General features: G+C 31.5%; 17 protein-coding genes. 11 read left to right on the top strand and 6 right to left on the bottom strand.

Features of this window, described 5'->3' with window-relative positions; all coding sequences use genetic code 11:
* Positions 1–38 precede the first annotated feature (38 nt).
* On the bottom strand, positions 39–470 hold the full coding sequence (locus B2217_RS02105) for a DUF4844 domain-containing protein (RefSeq protein ID WP_291122043.1): 432 nt from the start codon (positions 468–470) through the stop codon (positions 39–41).
* Between the two features lie 10 nt (positions 471–480).
* The gene (locus B2217_RS02100) at positions 481–2,613 is read right to left on the bottom strand and encodes a Tex family protein (RefSeq protein WP_280046157.1); all 2,133 of its coding nucleotides are present in this window, start codon (positions 2,611–2,613) and stop codon (positions 481–483) included.
* Between the two features lie 362 nt (positions 2,614–2,975).
* Here B2217_RS02100 and B2217_RS02095 point away from each other — a divergent pair, with 362 nt between their 5' ends.
* Positions 2,976–3,398 carry an acyl-CoA thioesterase gene (locus B2217_RS02095; RefSeq protein ID WP_180906007.1) on the top strand — a complete coding sequence of 141 codons (423 nt, stop codon included), beginning with the start codon at positions 2,976–2,978 and terminating at the stop codon, positions 3,396–3,398.
* Between the two features lie 54 nt (positions 3,399–3,452).
* On the top strand, positions 3,453–4,658 hold the full coding sequence (locus B2217_RS02090) for an RsmB/NOP family class I SAM-dependent RNA methyltransferase (protein WP_180906008.1): 1,206 nt from the start codon (positions 3,453–3,455) through the stop codon (positions 4,656–4,658).
* A 107-nt stretch (positions 4,659–4,765) separates the two neighbouring features.
* Here the strand turns inward: B2217_RS02090 and B2217_RS02085 are convergent, their stop codons facing one another.
* Complete coding sequence (locus B2217_RS02085) at positions 4,766–6,919, bottom strand: OmpA family protein (RefSeq protein ID WP_180906009.1); 2,154 nt, start codon at positions 6,917–6,919, stop codon at positions 4,766–4,768.
* A 289-nt stretch (positions 6,920–7,208) separates the two neighbouring features.
* On the opposite strand from B2217_RS02085, the gene B2217_RS02080 reads away from it, so the two are divergent.
* The 3 genes from B2217_RS02080 to mnmA all read left to right on the top strand — a co-directional run bounded on the left by B2217_RS02080 (position 7,209) and on the right by mnmA (position 10,826).
* Positions 7,209–8,075 (top strand): cupin-like domain-containing protein, encoded by an 867-nt coding sequence (locus B2217_RS02080; RefSeq protein WP_180906010.1) that lies wholly within the window; start codon positions 7,209–7,211, stop codon positions 8,073–8,075.
* A gap of 165 nt (positions 8,076–8,240) precedes the next feature.
* A complete protein-coding gene (locus B2217_RS02075; RefSeq protein WP_291122042.1) occupies positions 8,241–9,578 on the top strand; it encodes a Na+/H+ antiporter NhaC family protein in 1,338 nt (445 codons plus the stop codon).
* Positions 9,579–9,632: 54 nt separating this feature from the next.
* On the top strand, positions 9,633–10,826 hold the full coding sequence (mnmA, locus tag B2217_RS02070) for a tRNA 2-thiouridine(34) synthase MnmA (protein WP_180906012.1): 1,194 nt from the start codon (positions 9,633–9,635) through the stop codon (positions 10,824–10,826).
* Positions 10,827–10,897: 71 nt separating this feature from the next.
* Here mnmA and B2217_RS02065 read toward each other — a convergent pair whose 3' ends face one another.
* Positions 10,898–11,668: a CDGSH iron-sulfur domain-containing protein gene (locus B2217_RS02065; RefSeq protein WP_180906013.1), complete on the bottom strand. Its 771-nt coding sequence runs from the start codon at positions 11,666–11,668 to the stop codon at positions 10,898–10,900.
* 161 nt (positions 11,669–11,829) lie between these two features.
* Here B2217_RS02065 and B2217_RS02060 point away from each other — a divergent pair, with 161 nt between their 5' ends.
* A complete protein-coding gene (locus tag B2217_RS02060) occupies positions 11,830–12,309 on the top strand; it encodes a GNAT family N-acetyltransferase (RefSeq protein WP_180906014.1) in 480 nt (159 codons plus the stop codon).
* 3 nt (positions 12,310–12,312) lie between these two features.
* Here the strand turns inward: B2217_RS02060 and B2217_RS02055 are convergent, their stop codons facing one another.
* Positions 12,313–13,035 carry a YqjF family protein gene (locus tag B2217_RS02055; RefSeq protein WP_180906015.1) on the bottom strand — a complete coding sequence of 241 codons (723 nt, stop codon included), beginning with the start codon at positions 13,033–13,035 and terminating at the stop codon, positions 12,313–12,315.
* A 90-nt stretch (positions 13,036–13,125) separates the two neighbouring features.
* Between B2217_RS02055 and B2217_RS02050 the strand changes: the two genes are divergently transcribed.
* Positions 13,126–14,160: an alpha/beta hydrolase gene (locus tag B2217_RS02050; RefSeq protein WP_180906016.1), complete on the top strand. Its 1,035-nt coding sequence runs from the start codon at positions 13,126–13,128 to the stop codon at positions 14,158–14,160.
* A 44-nt stretch (positions 14,161–14,204) separates the two neighbouring features.
* Here B2217_RS02050 and B2217_RS02045 read toward each other — a convergent pair whose 3' ends face one another.
* Positions 14,205–14,696, bottom strand: a complete 492-nt coding sequence (locus B2217_RS02045; RefSeq protein ID WP_180906017.1) for a metallophosphoesterase family protein — start codon at positions 14,694–14,696, stop codon at positions 14,205–14,207.
* Between the two features lie 34 nt (positions 14,697–14,730).
* Here B2217_RS02045 and truA point away from each other — a divergent pair, with 34 nt between their 5' ends.
* The 4 genes from truA (at position 14,731) to B2217_RS02025 (ending at position 18,813) form a co-directional block, all read left to right on the top strand.
* Positions 14,731–15,486 (top strand): tRNA pseudouridine(38-40) synthase TruA, encoded by a 756-nt coding sequence (gene truA, locus B2217_RS02040; protein WP_180906018.1) that lies wholly within the window; start codon positions 14,731–14,733, stop codon positions 15,484–15,486.
* Positions 15,473–17,233, top strand: a complete 1,761-nt coding sequence (locus B2217_RS02035) for an ABC transporter ATP-binding protein (RefSeq protein WP_244958010.1) — start codon at positions 15,473–15,475, stop codon at positions 17,231–17,233. Before truA ends, B2217_RS02035 begins: the two co-directional genes overlap by 14 nt.
* Before the next feature lie 77 nt (positions 17,234–17,310).
* Positions 17,311–17,727, top strand: a complete 417-nt coding sequence (locus B2217_RS02030; RefSeq protein WP_180906020.1) for a hypothetical protein — start codon at positions 17,311–17,313, stop codon at positions 17,725–17,727.
* A 135-nt stretch (positions 17,728–17,862) separates the two neighbouring features.
* Positions 17,863–18,813: a LysR substrate-binding domain-containing protein gene (locus tag B2217_RS02025; protein ID WP_038333906.1), complete on the top strand. Its 951-nt coding sequence runs from the start codon at positions 17,863–17,865 to the stop codon at positions 18,811–18,813.
* Positions 18,814–18,833: the final 20 nt, after the last annotated feature.

Raw genomic sequence — 18,833 nt, 5'->3', positions numbered from 1 at the left:
AAGGCAATCTTTCGTTAGATTGCCTTTTAATTTTGAAATTATTTTTTTGTTGGATCAAAACCATAAACATAATTATTGAGAAGTCCGTTTGAACTTTCTAATTCAACTATATCCATTAATTCTTCGATATAATTTGCAACTCTTGTTCGATTTTCTGTGTCTAAATCATATTTTTCAATCGTTTTTAAACTACTTTCAATTGCTTTAAGATAAAAATCGCTACTGGGATTTTTACTACTTTGAATAGATTCGAATGTTTTAGCAAGCTTATTTATTTCTTTTGTCAAATTAGATTGAATGTTTTTATCCTCTAACCCAGTATAAAACAGAGATTCATCTTTATTAAACTTATCTTTTTGAGTAAATTCTGTAAACATTTTTTGAGAATCTTTGTTAATCGTTTTCTCTTGAGCACAAGAAAAAATACTTAAATTAAATAGTACAAAATATAGAATTGAAATTGTCTTCATATTATTTTCCTTAATCAATCAAAGACAATTGAATTTTACGTTTTTCTGTGTCAATTCCAATTACGGTTACTTCAATTTGTTGACTCAAATGTACTTTTGAATTCACATCTGAAATAAATTCATTCGAAATTTTAGAAATATGAATCAAACCATTTTCTTTAATTCCTATATCTACAAAACAACCAAAATTGGTAATATTGTTGATAATTCCAGGAACTTTCATTCCCAATTGCAAATCTTCGAATTTCTTTAATCGTTGATCAAAACTAAAAACTTTGGCTGTAGAACGTGGATCTAAACCAGGTTTCTCGAGTTCCTTTTTAATATCTTCTAAAGTTGGTAAACCTACTTTTTCGGTAATATATTTAGTTAAATCAAGTTGATTAATCAATTCTTTATTCTGAATTAAATCTTTCAAATCGACTTTCAAATCTTTTGCCATTTTCTCTACAAGAGCATACGATTCTGGATGAACAGCAGAATTATCTAACGGATTTTTTGCATTCGGAATTCGTAAAAAAGCAGAAGCTTGCAAGAATGCTTTTTCGCCCAAACGAGGAACTTTTAGTAACTCTTTTCTCGAATTAAATGCACCATTTTCGCTTCGATATTCTACAATATTTTCAGCTATTTTTTCGCCAATTCCAGCGACATAATTTAGCAAATGTTTACTTGCCGTGTTCAGATTTACACCAACTTTGTTCACACAGAAAGAAACAACATCATCCAACTCATTTTTCAATAAAGTTTGATCGACATCATGTTGATACTGACCAACTCCAATCGATTTTGGCTCTATTTTTACCAATTCTGCCAAAGGGTCTTGTAAACGACGACCTATATAAACAGCACCGCGAACGGTAACATCTTTATCTGGAAATTCGTCGCGGGCAATTTTAGAAGCCGAATAAACCGAAGCACCAGCTTCATTCACAACAAAAACTTTTAGTGGACGATCAAATGCAATGTTCTGTACCAAATTTTCTGTCTCGCGAGAAGCCGTTCCATTTCCTATTGAAATTGCATCAACATTATAAGCATTGACAAGTGATTTTAGTTTTTTGATAGCTTGCGTTTTTTCATTTTGTGGCGCATGTGGATAGATGTTTTCGTTGTGCAACAAATCACCTTGTTCATCTAACACTACAACTTTACATCCCGATTTGTAACCTGGATCTATTGCCAAAATTCTTTTTTCTCCCAAAGGTGGTGCTAAAAGCAATTGATTTAAGTTTTTCGAAAAAACATTGATTGACATTTCATCTGCTTTTTGTTTTGCCTCTTTCAACACTTCATTTGAGATTGAAGGAGCTAAAAGTCGTTTGTACGCATCTTTTATCGCTTCTTCAATAACCCAAGAAACTTCTGGTTGAATAGATTTGATCAATGTATACTCCAAAAATTTGAAAGCTTCTTTTTTATCAATTGATACATTTACTTTCAAGAAATTTTCATTTTCCCCACGTAAAATAGCTAATAATCGATGTGAAGCAATTTTTTTCAATGGCTCCTCATATTCAAAATAGTTTGAATATTTAGCCGAATCTTCATCGTCTATTTTAGATTTGACCAATTTACTTTCAATCAATGCAGATTTTCTGAAAATATCTCGTAATCGATGACGCACATACTCATTTTCATTGATCCATTCCGCAATAATATCTTGCACACCTGCAAAAGCATCTTCGATACTTGTTACATCTTCATTCAGATATTTTTTTGCTAAATCATCTAAATCAGGAATATTATTTTGTTTCATGATGATTTTCGCCAAAGGCTCTAAACCTTTTTCTTTCGCAATGGTCGCACGTGTTTTTTTCTTCTTTTTATAAGGAAGATATAAATCCTCTAATTGAACCAAATCAAAACTTTTCTGAATACGTTGTTGTAATTCATTATTCAATTGATTTTGTTCTTCTAATGTTTTTAAAATAAATTCTTTTCGAGAAACAATTTCATTGAATTGATTTTGCAGTTTTTTTATAGCAGAAATTTGAACCTCATCAAGATTTCCAGTGACCTCTTTTCTATATCTTGCAATAAAGGGTATGGTGTTATCCTCATTCAAACAATTTACTGTATTGTTGATTGATTTTTCTGAAATAGAATTAAGATGTTGATGAATGTATTGAATCAAATTCATGTTAAAAGTTTGGTCTTGCAAATTACTATTTTTCACAAACATAAAAAATAGCATGTTTTATTTATATAGGTCGTATTTAATAGAGTGCTTTTTTTATATAATAATCTAATATTTAGAGTTTTTAATATCAGTCTTATTTTAAATAAAAAAGAATAATAAAAATTTTCTAAAAAGTTTTGGTGTTTATTAAATTATTTCTAAATTTGACCTTAGGTAGTAGAGAGTAAGATTGATTTTTTTTAATGTTAAATTTATACTTACTAGTGTAAGTTTTTTTAAAAATCAATTGGGTTTAAGCTGAGGAGCTTAAACCCGTTTTTTTTTATACAACTTTCTTATCTTTGAGCAAATATATCTACAAAATGGCTCGTATAAAATTAGATTTTTCAGACAAATTTTTATTTTCAACAATAATACCAGTACGCATAACTGATCTCAATTATGGAAATCATTTGGCAAACGATAAAGTATTGTCCATTATACATGAATCGCGAATTCAGTTTTTTCAACATTATGGCTATTCGGAATTAGATTTTGGAGGTGTAAGTGTGATTATGGGTGATGTTGCGATTGAGTATAAAAATCAAGCTTTTTATGGTGATGAATTGTTGATTGAGATTGGTGTGCAAGATTTTTCGCGTGTTAGTTTTGATGTAATCTATAAAATTTCTACAAAAGATAAATTAATTGCAAAAGCGAAAACAGGAATTGTGACCTTCGATTATAAGCAAAATAAAGTGGTTGAGGTTCCTCAAAAGATAAAAGATCTTTTTGAAGTTGTATAATCTTATAAATTAATTACGCTAATCATTTAAGTCTTTGTAAATTTGCACCGAGTTATGAAGATTTTACCATATAAAAATTTATTTGTCGGAATTACCGACACATTGCAACAAATTTTCTTCGAAGGAAAATATGCAGATAAAGAAGTTGAGCGAACATTGAAATCGAATAAGCAATGGGGAGCGCGCGATCGTGCTTTTATTGCCGAAACGGTTTACGATTTAGTTCGTTGGAAACGTTTGGTTGAAGGGGCAATGAGCCGTCCGCTTTCTCCTGATACAATTTGGGAGTTTGTTGGAACTTGGTTTGCTTTAGATCCAGAGCAAACGTTACCAAAATGGGAAGAATTTCAAAAAATCTATCCAAAAGAAGTCTTGAAAAGACATCACAATTCGTCTAAAAATATTGCGGTTGCAGAATCGTATCCAGATTGGATGTTCGAGTTAGGAGAGAAGTCGTTGGGAAATCGTTGGTTAGATGAAGTGCATGCAATGAACTCGCAAGCACCAACAGTTTTACGTGTGAATTCCTTGAAAACAGACCGTAAAACATTACAAAAAGCGTTGAAGGAGCGTAGAATAAAAACGAAAGTTTTATCGAAATATCAAGATGCTTTAGAGCTTGAAGAGAAAACAAATATTTTCCGTACAGATGAATTTCAGAATGGTTGGTTTGAAGTTCAAGACGCAGGATCGCAATTGATTGCGCCTTATTTACGTGTTCAGCCAGGAATGCGTGTGGTAGATGCTTGTGCTGGTGCCGGAGGAAAAACATTGCATTTAGCTGCTTTGATGGAAAACAAAGGGCAAATTATTGCAATGGATTTGTACGATTGGAAATTGAAAGAATTGAAACGTCGTGCAAAACGTAACAATGTTCAGAATGTACAAACAAAGGTGATTGAAGCAAAAACAATCAAGCGTATGGAGAATTCTGCTGATCGCTTATTGATTGATGCACCTTGTTCTGGAATGGGAGTTTTGAAACGTAATCCTGATGCAAAATGGAAATTAAGACCAGAATTTATTGACGAAATTTTAGCAACGCAAGAAAAAATCTTAGCTGATTATTCTAAAATTATTAAAGTTGGTGGAATGATGGTTTATGCAACTTGTTCTATTTTACCACAAGAAAATGAGCAACAAGTAGAAAAATTCTTGAAAAATCATCCAAATTATAAAATGGTTTCAGATAAAATGCATTATCCATCTCAAACTAATTATGATGGATTTTACATGGCTTTGATCGAAAGAATTTCGTAAGCTAATAATTATATAAGATACAAAACCTCGAATTTATTCGAGGTTTTTTGTTTTATATAAATATGAATGAAATCCAAGTATGATTAATAACTCATCATTTATAATTACTAATTAATCCTAAACCTCACTCGTCTATTCTCAAAATTTTTCCAATCAATACAATTTGAGGCAGGATTACATTCTTTGTGTTTCAAGTCTGAAAAACCTTTAGAAGAAATTGAAAATCGATTTTTATTCAAGCCTTTTTCTACCAAATAATTCAAAACCGCATTTGCTCTTCGTTGTGATAAATCGAAATTGTAAGATTCAGTTCCAACTGCGTCTGTGTGACCTTCGATGATAAAATGATGTGATGGATTTCGTTTCATAATTGCAACAACTTCATTCAATTTTGGATAATCAATCGCTCTGATTTCAGCTTTATCAAAATCAAATTCGACTGTTTCCATTAAATAATTGGAATAATCTTGAACATAATTTCCAATCTTTTTATCACTCAAATTACTTTCAGGACAACCATTTCCAAAACGATTTCCTTTTATATAAGGACATTCGTCTTCGATATCCATCACGCCATCTCCATCTGTATCATAATCATTGTTGTAATTTTCTACATTTCCTTCTTGAATCAATAAATTATAAGGTGTTGAGATGTTAAATTCAGTTCCAATTTTCTCAATTTCTTTTCGATATCGTCCATCTTTTTTGCACATTTCACCGCAACGTTCTTCATCTTTTAAGAGATAATCGATCTTTTGTTTTGCCCAATAAAACTTAATTGCTTCTGTAAATTCACTTGTATTTGGTTGTTTAATCTCAAAGTTTTGAGTGAAATTTTGGTCGGATTGATTGCCAATAATTTCGATTTTTTTTGGATAACGACGATTACAATCGCGCGAAACAAAATTGACCGAATTTTGAGCTAAATACGTATTGAAATTCTTCGGAAACGTTTCGTTGAGGTTGATTTGGGATGATTGAACTTTTAGGTGATAAATAGAAGAATTCAAAACAGCTTGCTGAAATTGAGCTGTTTTTTGATTCAATTCTTTTGGATCATTGACTGTAATCGGAAGCGTTCCTGTCGCTAAGCTAATAAAATTCATCGCTTGATAATCCAATTCTTTTCCAATTCCTAAAGTTATAAATTGTGTGTCTTTTGCATAATTTCGAAGTGAATTGTAAACAGTTTCATTCAAATTCATCGCTCCATCCGATATAATTGCGATGATTCTTTTATAGTTTTTATCAAAAGGATTTTTCTGAATTTGCTCTATTGCTTCATCCAGTAATTTTTCGCCAATTCCATTCAAGGAATTAATTTTTTTTAAAGCTAAATTGATGTTTTCTTTGGTTGAAAATTGAGATTCTTTAAAAACTAATTCATTTTTTGTCGAATAAATCAGCACATTAAATTTATCTGTTTCGTTCAAATTTGGAAGAAGTTGATTCATAAATTTTTTGGTGGTTTCAATTGGTTGATTCATCATTGATCCAGAAGCATCTAAAACAAACAAAAATTCTCGAGGGGCATTAAAATTTGAATTACTTTTCCCAGGATTTATTGTTCCTAAAATATAATCGCAACCATTTTCAGTAAATGTTTCAATTCCAGTTTGTAGCTCATTTTTTGTATAAGCATATTGAAGAGTTGGAATCTTTTTATCCGAATTTTTTGAAACATAATTTCGATCATTTTCCTTTGAAAACTTTAAATCAGAAACAATTTTTGAAATTGGAAAATTTCCAGAAAGATGAATGTTTGAATTTATGTTTTTCGGAAAACCATTCAATTGATTGTTCCAACGATGAATTTGCGTAAAAGATTCTGTTCGTTTAACGATAAATTCTGGAAACGAAACTTGATAATTCAAACTATTTTCTTCAACAATTTTCGAAACTTTTAGCTGAATTTTAATTATTGCATTCGCAGGAATTTTTCCTAAATCTAATTGTAAAACTTGATTGTTTTGTTGATTTTTAAAAATAGTTGAAGCGTCAATATTTTTCAACTCTTTTCGAATATCTACAATTGATTTGGATTGAATTTCAAAAATTTTATCATTTACAAAAGCTTTTAATTCGTATACATTTTGAGAAGCTTGATAAGGGTAAATAAATTTAGCCGAAATATTTTCCGAAGAATTGTTCTGAAAAGTAAAAATATGACTCAAATTTCCCAATAAATGATTAAAACTGTAGTTGTTTTCGAGAGAAATTGCTTCTATTTTTTCAAAATCTTCCTCATTTTTAAGTTCCAAATACGGAAAAATTTGCTGTGCACAACAAAATGTATTCAGTAGAATAAAAAAGATGGGAAAAAATAGATTTTTTGCGTTCAACGAATCAATTTTAAAAATTCAATGTAAAGATAATGAAAGAATTGATGTGTTTTCTATCATCAGTTATTGTAAAGTTTAATGTATATTTAATAAATTATCAAATCAGAAATAATTATTCAATCATATCTAAAAAAGATTGGTTTAATAATTGCATCGTTCAGATTTAACAAAAAAGTTAAGTAAATTTGCACTTTATTTTACATAAAAGATGAATTTTAATTTCACAGAAGTTGAAAGAGTAGAAAGTATTTCTGCAAAAGATTTTCAGAAATATTACGTTAAACCTCAAAAACCAGTTGTAGTAGAGCGAATTACAGAGGATTGGCCTGCGTACGAAAAGTGGAATTTTGAGTATATAAAACAAGTTGCTGGCGACAAGGTTGTCCCTTTATATAATAATGATCCGGTTGATTATACGAAGAAAGTAAATGAACCAGTTGCAAAGATGAAAATGTCTGAATATGTGGATTTGTTGCAAAGTGAACCGACAGATTTGCGTATATTTTTGTATAATTTGATGAGTCAAGTTCCGCAATTGCAACAAGATTATAAAATGCCAGATTTGGGTTTGAATCTTTTCAAATCGATGCCAATGTTATTTTTTGGAGGTGAAGGATCGAATGTTTTTATGCATTATGATATCGATTTAGCGAACATTTTGCATTTTCATTTTGCAGGAAAAAAACGTTGTATTATTGTTCCGCCAGAGGATTCGAAATACATGTACAAAATTCCGCATTCGGTAATTTGTAGAGAAGATATTGACTTTGATAATCCAGATTTTGATAAATGGCCAGCGCTGAAAAATATCAATCCTATGGTTGCTGATTTAAAACACGGAGAAATGCTTTATATGCCAGAAGGTTGGTGGCATTACATGAAATATTTGACGCCAGGTTTTTCGATGAGTTTGCGTTCGTTAGCGCATAAACCAAAGCATTTATCAGAAGCTATTTATAATGTTTTTTTGATGCGTACGTATGATAATATTATGCGAAAAATAAAAGGTCAGGCTTGGATTCTTGAAAAAAATGAGCGCGCAATTACACAAACAAATAAATTAATTGCGAAATAAAAATACAGTTTTTAGAAAAATTTTCTAAATGAAGGAATGTCTATCGAAAGATGTTCCTTTTTTTATTCTACTGTCCTAAAAACTTATAAATCAATAAATATTTGATTTTCATGTTTTAAAATTTCGATAGATATTTGCAGAATATTTTTCTGAATTTTTAGTAATATGATCATAAAAAAAGGAAATTTTTGGGCTTTATTGCCTTTAATCATTTTCATACTTGTCTATTTTTCGGCATCTATTTATCTAAACGATTTTTACTCCGTTCCAGCATTGGTTGTTTTCATGTTGGCGCTCGTAATTGCATTTGTTCAATTCCCTAAGGTTTCATTTCATACGAAAGCCGAGGCTTTTTGTAAGAATGCAGGTGAAGAAACCATTATGTTGATGATTTTAATTTTTCTTCTCGCTGGAGCGTTTGGAAGTTTAGGGTCTACAATTGGTGCTGTAGAATCAACAGTTAATTTATTCTTGAATTACCTTCCAGCTTCCTTTATTGTAGCAGGATTCTTTTTGTTGTCTTGCTTTATATCGACGGCTTTGGGCACATCGGTTGGAACAATTGTAACCGTTGCGCCGATTGCAGTACAAATGGATAAAATGATTCCAGGTTCTATGCCAATTTTGTTAGGAGCAGTGGTTGGTGGAGCAATGTTTGGCGATAATTTATCGTTTATTTCTGATACAACAATTGCTGCAACACGCACGCAAGAAGTTAGTATGAAATCTAAATTTAAAACTAATTTTCGAATAGTAGTTCCAGCAGCTATTGTTTCGACGATTATATATTTTTCACTTTCTCAACATTTTGACACAACCAATTTTCAAGGAAAACAGTTAGATTTTGACTTGATTTTAATCTTACCTTATCTATTAGTTTTTGGACTTGCAATGTCTGGAATTAATGTGATTTGGGCTTTAATTGTAGGAATTCTATCGTTTCTTGGAATTGGTTTGTTCTATTCAGGTGTTCCTTTACTAGACTTAGTTTCTTCTATTAATGAAGGTTTCAAAGGAATGTTTGAGTTGAGTATTATTTGTTTAATCATTGGCGGAATTGTAGGAATTATTCGTCTAAATGGTGGATTAGATTTTATCATTTATCATCTAACCAAAAATATCAAAACAAAACGTCAAGCTGAGATGAGTATTGCGTCGCTTACAGCTTTAGCAAATGCTTGTTTGGCAAATAACACGATTACTATTTTGATTTGTGGTAAAATAGCAAAAGACATTTCTGATCATCACGATTTAGAAGGTAGACGCGTGGCGAGTATTTTGGATACAGTTTCATGTTTTGTACAAGGGATTTTACCTTATGGAGCACAAGTTTTGGCAGCTGTTGCTGCTGCAAATACAATTTCAAGTGCAACAAAAGTTTCTTCTGTTGATGTATTATCTAACTTATATTATCCGTTTTTAACAGGAATTTGTACCCTTATTTTTATCTTATTTTTATCTTATTTTTTCAGCCAAAATCATTTAAAAAATAGATTGATGTAGGATAATCATTCGTCGGATATTATTTTATAACTTTGTAGACTGAAATTTTTTAAGATGAAAAGAGTTGTCGTAGGACTTTCTGGAGGAGTAGATTCAAGTGTTACAGCCTATTTGCTAAAAGAGCAAGGTTATGATGTGATCGGATTATTTATGCGTAATTGGAACGATGCATCGGTAACGTTGGAAGATGAATGCCCATGGATAGAAGATAGTGCAGACGCTTTGTTGGTAGCTAAAAAATTAGATATTCCTTTTCAGGTAATTGATATGTCTGATTCGTACAAAGAACGTATTGTAGATTATATGTTCAATGAATACGAGCAAGGAAGAACACCAAATCCTGATGTGTTATGTAACCGAGAAATTAAGTTCGATTTGTTTTTGAAAACAGCTTTAGAACTAGGAGCAGATTACGTTGCAACAGGACATTATGCACGAAAAACTTCTACAATTGATGAAAATGGAAAAGAGATTTTTCAATTGTTAAAAGGTAATGATAACAATAAAGATCAATCGTATTTCTTGTGTCAATTGTCGCAAGATCAATTAAGCAAAGCATTATTCCCAATTGGAGATATAGAAAAACCAGAAGTAAGAAGAATTGCACAAGAGCAAGGCTTGGTTACAGCGAATAAGAAAGATTCGCAAGGTTTATGTTTTATTGGAAAAGTTAGTTTACCCGAATTTTTGCAACAACAATTAAAACCAAAAGAAGGTGTAATTGTAGAAATAGCCAAAGATTGGAACGGATATAAAAGAGAAATTCCAACTTTTGCAAATAAATATGAAGCATTAGATTTCGAAGCAAAAGGTTTCTCATATAAACAAGAAGACGGAGAAATTGTAGGTAAACATCAAGGTGCGCATTATTTCACTCGCGGTCAACGAAAAGGATTGGGAGTTGGAGGAAAAGTAGAACCTTTGTTTATTATTGATACAGATGTAGAGACAAATGTTATTTACACAGGTCAAGGTGCTGATCATTCAGGTTTGTTGAAGAAAGCATTGTTTATAAAAGAGGAAGAAGTACATTGGGTTCGCGAAGATTTAACTTTGAAAACCGATGAAACAATGGAAGTGATGGCGCGTATTCGTTACCGTCAACCTTTGCAAAAAGCAATTTTACACAAAGCTGAAAACGGAATGTATGTTGAATTTGAAAATCCTCAATCTGCGATTACAGAAGGTCAATTCTGTGCGTGGTATGTTGATGACGAACTTTTAGGTTCTGGTGTTATTAATAATTAAAAATATAAATATCATTATTATATTGAAACGCTCAAGATTTTCTTGAGCGTTTTTATGTTAATATTATTTTATTAAAAAACTTTTCCATCTGCTTTTGGTTGCTTTGGTAATCCATCTTGAAATCTCATCGAAGCATGTGTTCCATCACAAAAAGGCTTATTAGAAGATTGTCCACAACGGCAAATTGTTTGTCGATTTCGTACTTCGTAATATTCGCCATTCGCACTTTTTAGCGGAATTCCTCCCCATAATGCATAAGGACCACTTAAATCATTCGTAACATCTTCAATAATTCCAACAGAAGCTGAGGTGTTATCATCTTCGATTGGTTGATTATTTTCATCCCAAACAATCAATCGTCCAGAAGGACAATGATGCGCCATTTCAACACTCAAATCAACAGAGTTTTGTGTAGAATCTTGAACTTGGTTCCAAATACGTTTTCCATTGTCACAAAATCGAGCAAAAGCACATAATTTTTCGTCATCAGTGAGCGAAACAACAGGTCCTTCTATAACTTCTGCAGTTAATAATTCGGGATTGAAAGTTGCTTTTTCAGTTAAATCCACACCATTTTCTGTTGCTTTTTTATGCGAACCATCACAATAAGGTTTGTGCTGGGATAATCCACAACGACAAATATAAGTTGCATCTTTTGCTTCAAATTCTTCTCCTTCTTGGTAATTGATAGAAATTCCTTGCTGATTTGGAACGATAAATTGCTGAACAATTTTAGGTTTTCCGTGCAAGATATAAGGTCCATTTTCTGTGACTTCTACATAGATACCATCTGTATTTTGAGTTGTCCCGATTTGAATATTTAACTTATTTTGATTATCCATAATTGTAGATTTTAGATTGAAATTATCTACAATTTAAAAAGTATTTTAGTTAGAATGATTTTAAATTTTTATTGATAATTCGTTAAAATTTAATAGATAAACCTTGTTGTTTTTACATAAGATTTAGAATGTTTTGATTAATTTTAATTAAAATAATTAGCATGTCGACAATTCAACTCAAACATACAGAAACCAAACATCACGATGCTTTGTTATACAATTTGCCAGAAGACCAAATTCCTTTTACAGCCTTGCCTAGCGAGACTTTTGAGCGTTTGAAATTACGCGCAGATGGACATGCAAAACCAATTACAATTTTGTTAGATGAAGTGCCAATTGGTTTTTTTGTGTTAGATTATGGTGACGATAAATTGGAGATGACGAATAATACGAATTCGTTGTTGTTGCGTTCTTTATCGATAAATCCAGAATTTCAAGGAAAGGGTTACGGAAAAATTTCTATGAATTTGATGGATGATTTTGTAAAAGATAATTTTCCTACAATTGATGAATTGGTTTTAGCGGTTAATTTCAACAATAAATCAGCATATGATTTGTATCTAAAAGTCGGTTATATAGATGACGGTTCTCAACGTGAATGGTTCAATGGAATGCAACATTTGTTGAAGAAGAAAATTTAATTGTTAAACTCTTTCTTTCTCCCAAGCGACAACTTGCACACCTTCTGAATAATGCACTAAATCTGGTCTCGAATGGATATTTAAATCTTGAAGTTGGTAATCAATCGTTAAAAAATCTAATTCAAGTTGATTGATTTTCCATGGTAAATGTTGAATTTCATAACGAAACAATTGATTGTGATCTTCCAAATACAAACAATATCGTTCAGTCAAAAATAAATCCAATTCAGTTTTGTGTTTTACTTGCATTCCAACATGGAAATCCGTTAATAAAGAGAAATTTCGTTTGGGATGATTGGCTTGATAAGAATTTTCGGTTCTGTTGATATTTGATTTTTCGTATGGTAAACCTGATAATGATTTAGCTAAAATTGCAGAAAATAATTTTCCAGCTTCAATCGATAAAAAATAAACGCCAGGTTTTTCGTCTTTTGTCACATAGGTTCTCAAATTAATTTCGTCAAAATCAGAAATAGGAGAGAATGCAGGAAAAAAGCGAGGTCTAATTTTTTCCATCGTAAAAGCGACAAGCGAAACCCAAGCAGAATCATTTATTTCATCAATTTCTAGATTTTTTGGAACTAATTCTCTCAAAATTTTTTTGTCAATTTTGTAATGAAAAAATAAAGCTTTGTTCCATTCTTGATAATATTTCCACGATTTTGAAGGATATTGCCAAGCACGATGATTTGTTTCGGCTAAAATTTGTTTGATTGTATATTTCACTTAAAACCTTGTTAAACTTATGGTTGAAGGTACAAAATCTATTGCGAAATAAAGAAAATTGTAGTTACTTCGCATACCAATTTTTATCATATGAAAAACTTGTTTTATGTCTTCGTGATTAGTTTTTTAACGTCATGTGCAGCAATACATAATGTGCCAACTTCTCAGAATCCAAATAATTTTATTCAACCGAATACAACAAGTTCTTTTGTGGATCAAAACGGAAATTTTTATCCAGATAATTGGTTGAAATCATATGGTAAACCTCCTAAAAATGCAAGTCGTAGAGATTATTCGTTGATGAAAATTGCGACTGAAAGTAACTTCCAAAATCAATTAACTTCTTATGAAAGTTTGCGTTTGAAAAATATCGAAAAAAGAGTTAAAAATAAGAAACGTGTCATCATTTTTGTGCATGGAATTGACAATGATTATTTGTTTAGCCTAAAAAATTACAATAAAGCCAAAACTTATATGAATATTAATTCTTCGAATGATGAGGTAATTAATTTTTATTGGGATGGATTGGTAAACGAAAGTCTTTTTGGAGCAGCAAAAGTTTGGGTAAGTGCAACGACAAATAGCCAAATGGCGGGCGTTTTTGGACTTCGTAGAATTTTGAATGTCATTCATAACAAAGATGTTTATTTGATTTCGCATAGTCGTGGTGCATCGGTTGTTTTGAGTTCACTTGTGAATCCTTCGTTGCGTGAAAGTGAGATAAAACGTGCTGAAAATGCGCATCATGTCGATTTTACGAATGCAGAAACGTTGTTAGAAAATAATAATAAAATTTACAGTATTATGTTGGCGCCTGCAATTGGAAAAGTTGATTTTACGTTGGATAATAATCAATTAAAAACCTTTACACCTCAGTTAAAACGCATGCATATCACGATAAATGACACGGATTATGTGTTAGGAAAAGGGAAGATCGGGTTTTTATCACGAAGTTTGATTGCGACAGATTTTGGTTACAAAAAAGATTTGTTTGATGAACTTTCTAAAAATTATACGTTTTTAGAAGAAACTGATTTTTCAGGACAAAATTCACACGAATTTAGAGAATATATTACTAATCCGAAGTTTATTACTATTCTGAAAGAATTCAAGTTAGCGAAATAAAACGAAATACGAACTTCGAATCTCGCACTTCGAGATTCGCAAAATCATTTCTTAAATTCAATTACTTCTAAATTCTCGATTCTTCCTTTATTTAATTCAAAACGTAACATCGTACGAACTTTCTGAAAACCGTGTTTACCAACAGCGCCTGGATTCATATGAATTAAACCCAATTGTTTATCAGGCATCACTTTTAGAATGTGTGAATGTCCACAAATAAATAATTTCGGAGGATTTTCTGTGATTTCTTTTCGAATTGCAGGATTATATTTTCCTGGATAACCACCAATATGCGTAATCCAAACATCAACATCTTCCAACGAAAATCTGTTGTTGAGCGGGAATTCTGCGCGCGCTTTATTATCATCAATATTTCCATAAACAGCACGCAAAGGTTTTATTTCAGCCAATTTATCGGTTACAGAAATATCGCCAATATCTCCAGCATGCCAAATTTCGTCTGCTTGTTGTGCATATTCCAAAATTCTATCGTCGATATAAGAATGCGTGTCCGAAAGTAAAAGAATTTTCTTCAAAAGGTTGTATTTTTGTTGCTCAAATTTACAACAATTGCGATATTTTTTAGAATTAGCATACAACGGGAAAAATTATTTTGGTTATCAAATTCAACCCAATCAAATTTCGGTTCAAGAAGTTATTGAAGATAGATTGTCTAAAATCTTAAGAAAAGAAATTTCGATTGTCGGTGCAGGGCGCACAGATTCTGGTGTTCATGCGAAAAAGATGTTTATTCATTTTGATTATGAAGATGAATTATCGATTGATTTAATCAAAAAATTAAATTCTTTTTTACCAAAAGACATCGCTGCTTATCGTTTATTTTTGATGGATGATGAAGCGCATGCGCGTTTTGATGCGACTTCGCGTTCGTACAATTATTTTATTTCACCTTTCAAAGATCCTTTTGCGTTTGATAGCGCTTGGATTTTTAATAGAGAATTGAATATTGAAAAAATGAATGAAGCAGCAAAATTGTTAATTAAGCAAGGAGATTTCGGAAGTTTTGCTAAATTACATACCGATGTGAAAACAAATATTTGCGATGTAAGAGAGGCGTTTTGGCGCAAAAATGAAAACGGACAATTGATTTTTCAAATCACTGCCGATCGTTTTTTGCGAAATATGGTGCGCGCAATTGTTGGAACATTGGTTGAGGTTGGATTAGGAAGAATTTCTATCCACGATTTTGAAGAAATTATTGAACAAAAACAACGTTCATCGGCAGGAGCTTCGGCTCCAGCGCAAGGATTATATTTGGTAGATGTTCAATATCCAAAAGAATTATTTAAAAATGAGTTCAAATAACGAAAATACATCGTTTGATTTTAATGGATTAAAACGTGTTTTACAAATCGGGGCGCAAAGCAAAGTGATGTTTTGGTCGGTGGTTTTTGTAGCAGTTTTTAGTGCGTGTTTTTCTGTATATCGTCCGTATTTAACGGGAAATATCATCGATGATTATATTCAGACAAAAGATTTACCAGGACTTCAAATGCAAATCGTGAAACTATCTTTGGTATTAGTTTTCGAAGGTATTTTGTCCTTTTTTATGGTTTATTTAGCGAATGTTGTTGCACAACGAGTTATCCGTTTATTACGAGTTCGTTTGTATAATCATTTGATCAAATTCAAGCTTGGTTACTTCGATAAAACGCCAAATGGAGTTTTGGTAACGCGTTCAGTTTCTGATATTGAAACGATTGCTGAGGTTTTCAATGACGGAATTTTAGTGATGTTAGGCGATGTATTGAAAATCGTTTTCATCGTTTTTGTGATGTATTGGATGAACTGGGTTTTGGCAACGGTTGTGATTGTGATTCTTCCGTTGATGATGATTATTACACGATTATTCCAAAAAGCATTGAAAAATGTTTACCAAGAAGAGCGTACAATTGTGGCGAAATTGAATACGTTTGTGCAAGAACGATTAACAGGAATGAATATTATTCAGGTTTTTAATCGTCAGCAAGCGGAATATGATAAATTCGTTTCGATTAATAATGATTTAAAGAAAAACTATCTTAAAACAGTTTTCTATTTTTCATTAATGTTTCCTGTTGTCGATATTATTTCGGCTTTAGCGACGGGAAGTTTGATTTGGTTTGGAGGACTTAGAACAGCTGTTTATGGAGATGTTTCTGTTGGAGATTTGATTGCTTTTACACAATATGTTACGTTGTTAACTGCGCCAATGCGTGCAATTGCAGAGCGTTTCAATACCATTCAGCGTGGTTTGGTAGGAGCAGATCGTGTGTTCAAAATTATTGATGATGATCAAACTTTACCAGATAATGGAACAATAAAATTGGATCATGTAAAAGGTAAAATCGATTTTGAAAATGTGAAGTTTTCTTATGTTCCGAATAATTTAGTATTGAAAGGAATTTCTTTTTCGACAAAACCAGGTGAAAAAATTGCAATTGTAGGTGCCACAGGTGCAGGAAAATCTACTATAATTAATTTATTGAGTCGTTTTTATGACATAGATTCTGGAACAATTAAAATAGATGATGTAAATATTCATGATATGGAATTGAAGAATTTACGTCAACACGTTGCGGTTGTTTTGCAAGATGTTTTCTTGTTTAATACAACGATTTATGACAATATTGTTCTAGGTAATAAAGATATTTCGTTGGAAGAAGTCCAAAATGCTGCGAAAATTATTGGAATTGATAATTTTATCATGTCATTACCAAAAGGCTATTACAGTGAGGTAAGCGAGCGTGGTTCGACACTTTCTGTAGGTCAACGTCAATTGATTTCATTTTTGAGAGCATATATTTATAATCCAGAGATTTTGGTGTTGGACGAGGCAACGTCTTCTATTGATACAGAGTCGGAAGAATTGATACAAAAAGCGACTGATAAGCTAACGCAAGACAGAACTTCTATTATTATTGCGCATCGTTTGGCGACGATTCAAAATGCAGATAAAATTATTGTGATGGATAATGGAATGATTGTTGAGCAAGGTACACATAGCGAATTGTTGGCTCAGAAAGGTTATTATGCCAATTTATATGAAGTCCAATTCTCGAAAGAAAATTAAAAATTTAACAGAAATAAATCGTTAGATTTGTTTAACTTGAACAATCAATAATATTAACTTTAAAACTCTAATTAAAAATGAAAAAATTATTTTTAGCTGCTGCAGTATTAGGTGTAGTTTCTTTATCTTCTTGTAAATCTGAAAAAGAAAAAGTAGATGCAAAAGTAGAAAACACACAAGAAAATGTAGCGAATACAGTAGAAGACCAAGTAGAAGCTGGTAAAGAGACAATGGATAAAGTTGCTGATGTAGCAAAAGATTTACCAACTTTCTCTGATCCAAAAATTACTGAATTTGTTGGAAAATACAACAAATGGGCTGCTGACATGAAATTAGCTGCAACTGCTGGTGATGCAAATAAATTAGCTGAATTGACAAAACAATCAGTAGATTTTCAAAAAGAATTACAAGGTTTTACTCAAACTTTGAAACCAGAAGATGCTAAAAAATTACAAGATTGGACAGCTGAAATTCAGAAACAATTAAACAAATAATTAAATTTATATTTAATGATAAGCTCGAATTTCTTCGAGCTTTTTTTATGGATTAAATTATGATTTATGATATAGATTGATAATATAATAATGTATATCTTTATCACAAAAATTTATAGATATCAATTTTTATATATGACATTAGTACAATTACAATATGTGCTGGCAGTGGCTGAGCATAAGAACTTTACAATTGCTGCTGATAAATCCTTTGTAACTCAACCAACATTGAGTATGCAGATTCAGAAATTGGAAAAAGAATTGAATATTGATATTTTCGATAGAACATCGCATCCAATCAAAATCACTCAAATTGGAGAGAAAATTGTTGCGCAAGCAAAAACAATTTTAATGGAAGCTAACCGAATGAAACACTTGGTAAACGAAGAAAAAGGTTTATTAGAAGGTGATTTCATTATTGGTGTTATTCCTACTGTTTTACCTTCTTTGGTACCTTTATTTTATAAAACATTTCAGAAAAATAATCCGAAATCAAATCTTATTATCAAAGAATTGCAAACGGATAAAATTATAAAAGGAATAAAAGATGGTTCGTTGGATTTTGGAATTGTGGTTTCGCCACTTTTCGAGGATCAAATTATCGAAAAACCGCTTTATTATGAGCCATTGGTAGCTTATGTACCAAACGGGCATCGCTTATCTGACAAAGATAAAATCAATGAAGATGATTTAAACACTTCTGATTTATTAATCTTGCAAGAAGGACATTGTTTCAGAAATAATGTGTTGGCTTTATGTGATACTTCTAATCTGAAAAATCGTCCGATTAAGTTAGATTCAGGAAGTTTTGAAGCTTTAGTTAAATTAGCAAATGATGGCTATGGAATGACTTTGTTGCCTGCTTTGGTTGCAGATGATTTGCCACAAGAATATAAGAAATTTGTCAAAAACTTTGAGTCGCCAGTTCCAACGCGTGAAGTTTCGTTGATTTTTCATCAATCTCAATTAAGAGATTCTTTCGAAAAAGAATTAATTAATACAATTCAAAGTATTTTGAGAGGAAAAATATTCTTAGAAAAAGATCAAAAATTAGATTCGAATATGGTTTCTTTACCAAAAAAATAACATAAAAAAACGACTCAAAA

This window comes from Empedobacter sp. UBA7620 (assembly GCF_002484185.1).
Classification (GTDB): Bacteria; Bacteroidota; Bacteroidia; order Flavobacteriales; family Weeksellaceae; genus Empedobacter; species Empedobacter falsenii_C.
The sequence above is the reverse complement of the archived record's forward strand: the minus strand, read 5'-3'. Positions and strand labels throughout refer to the sequence as shown.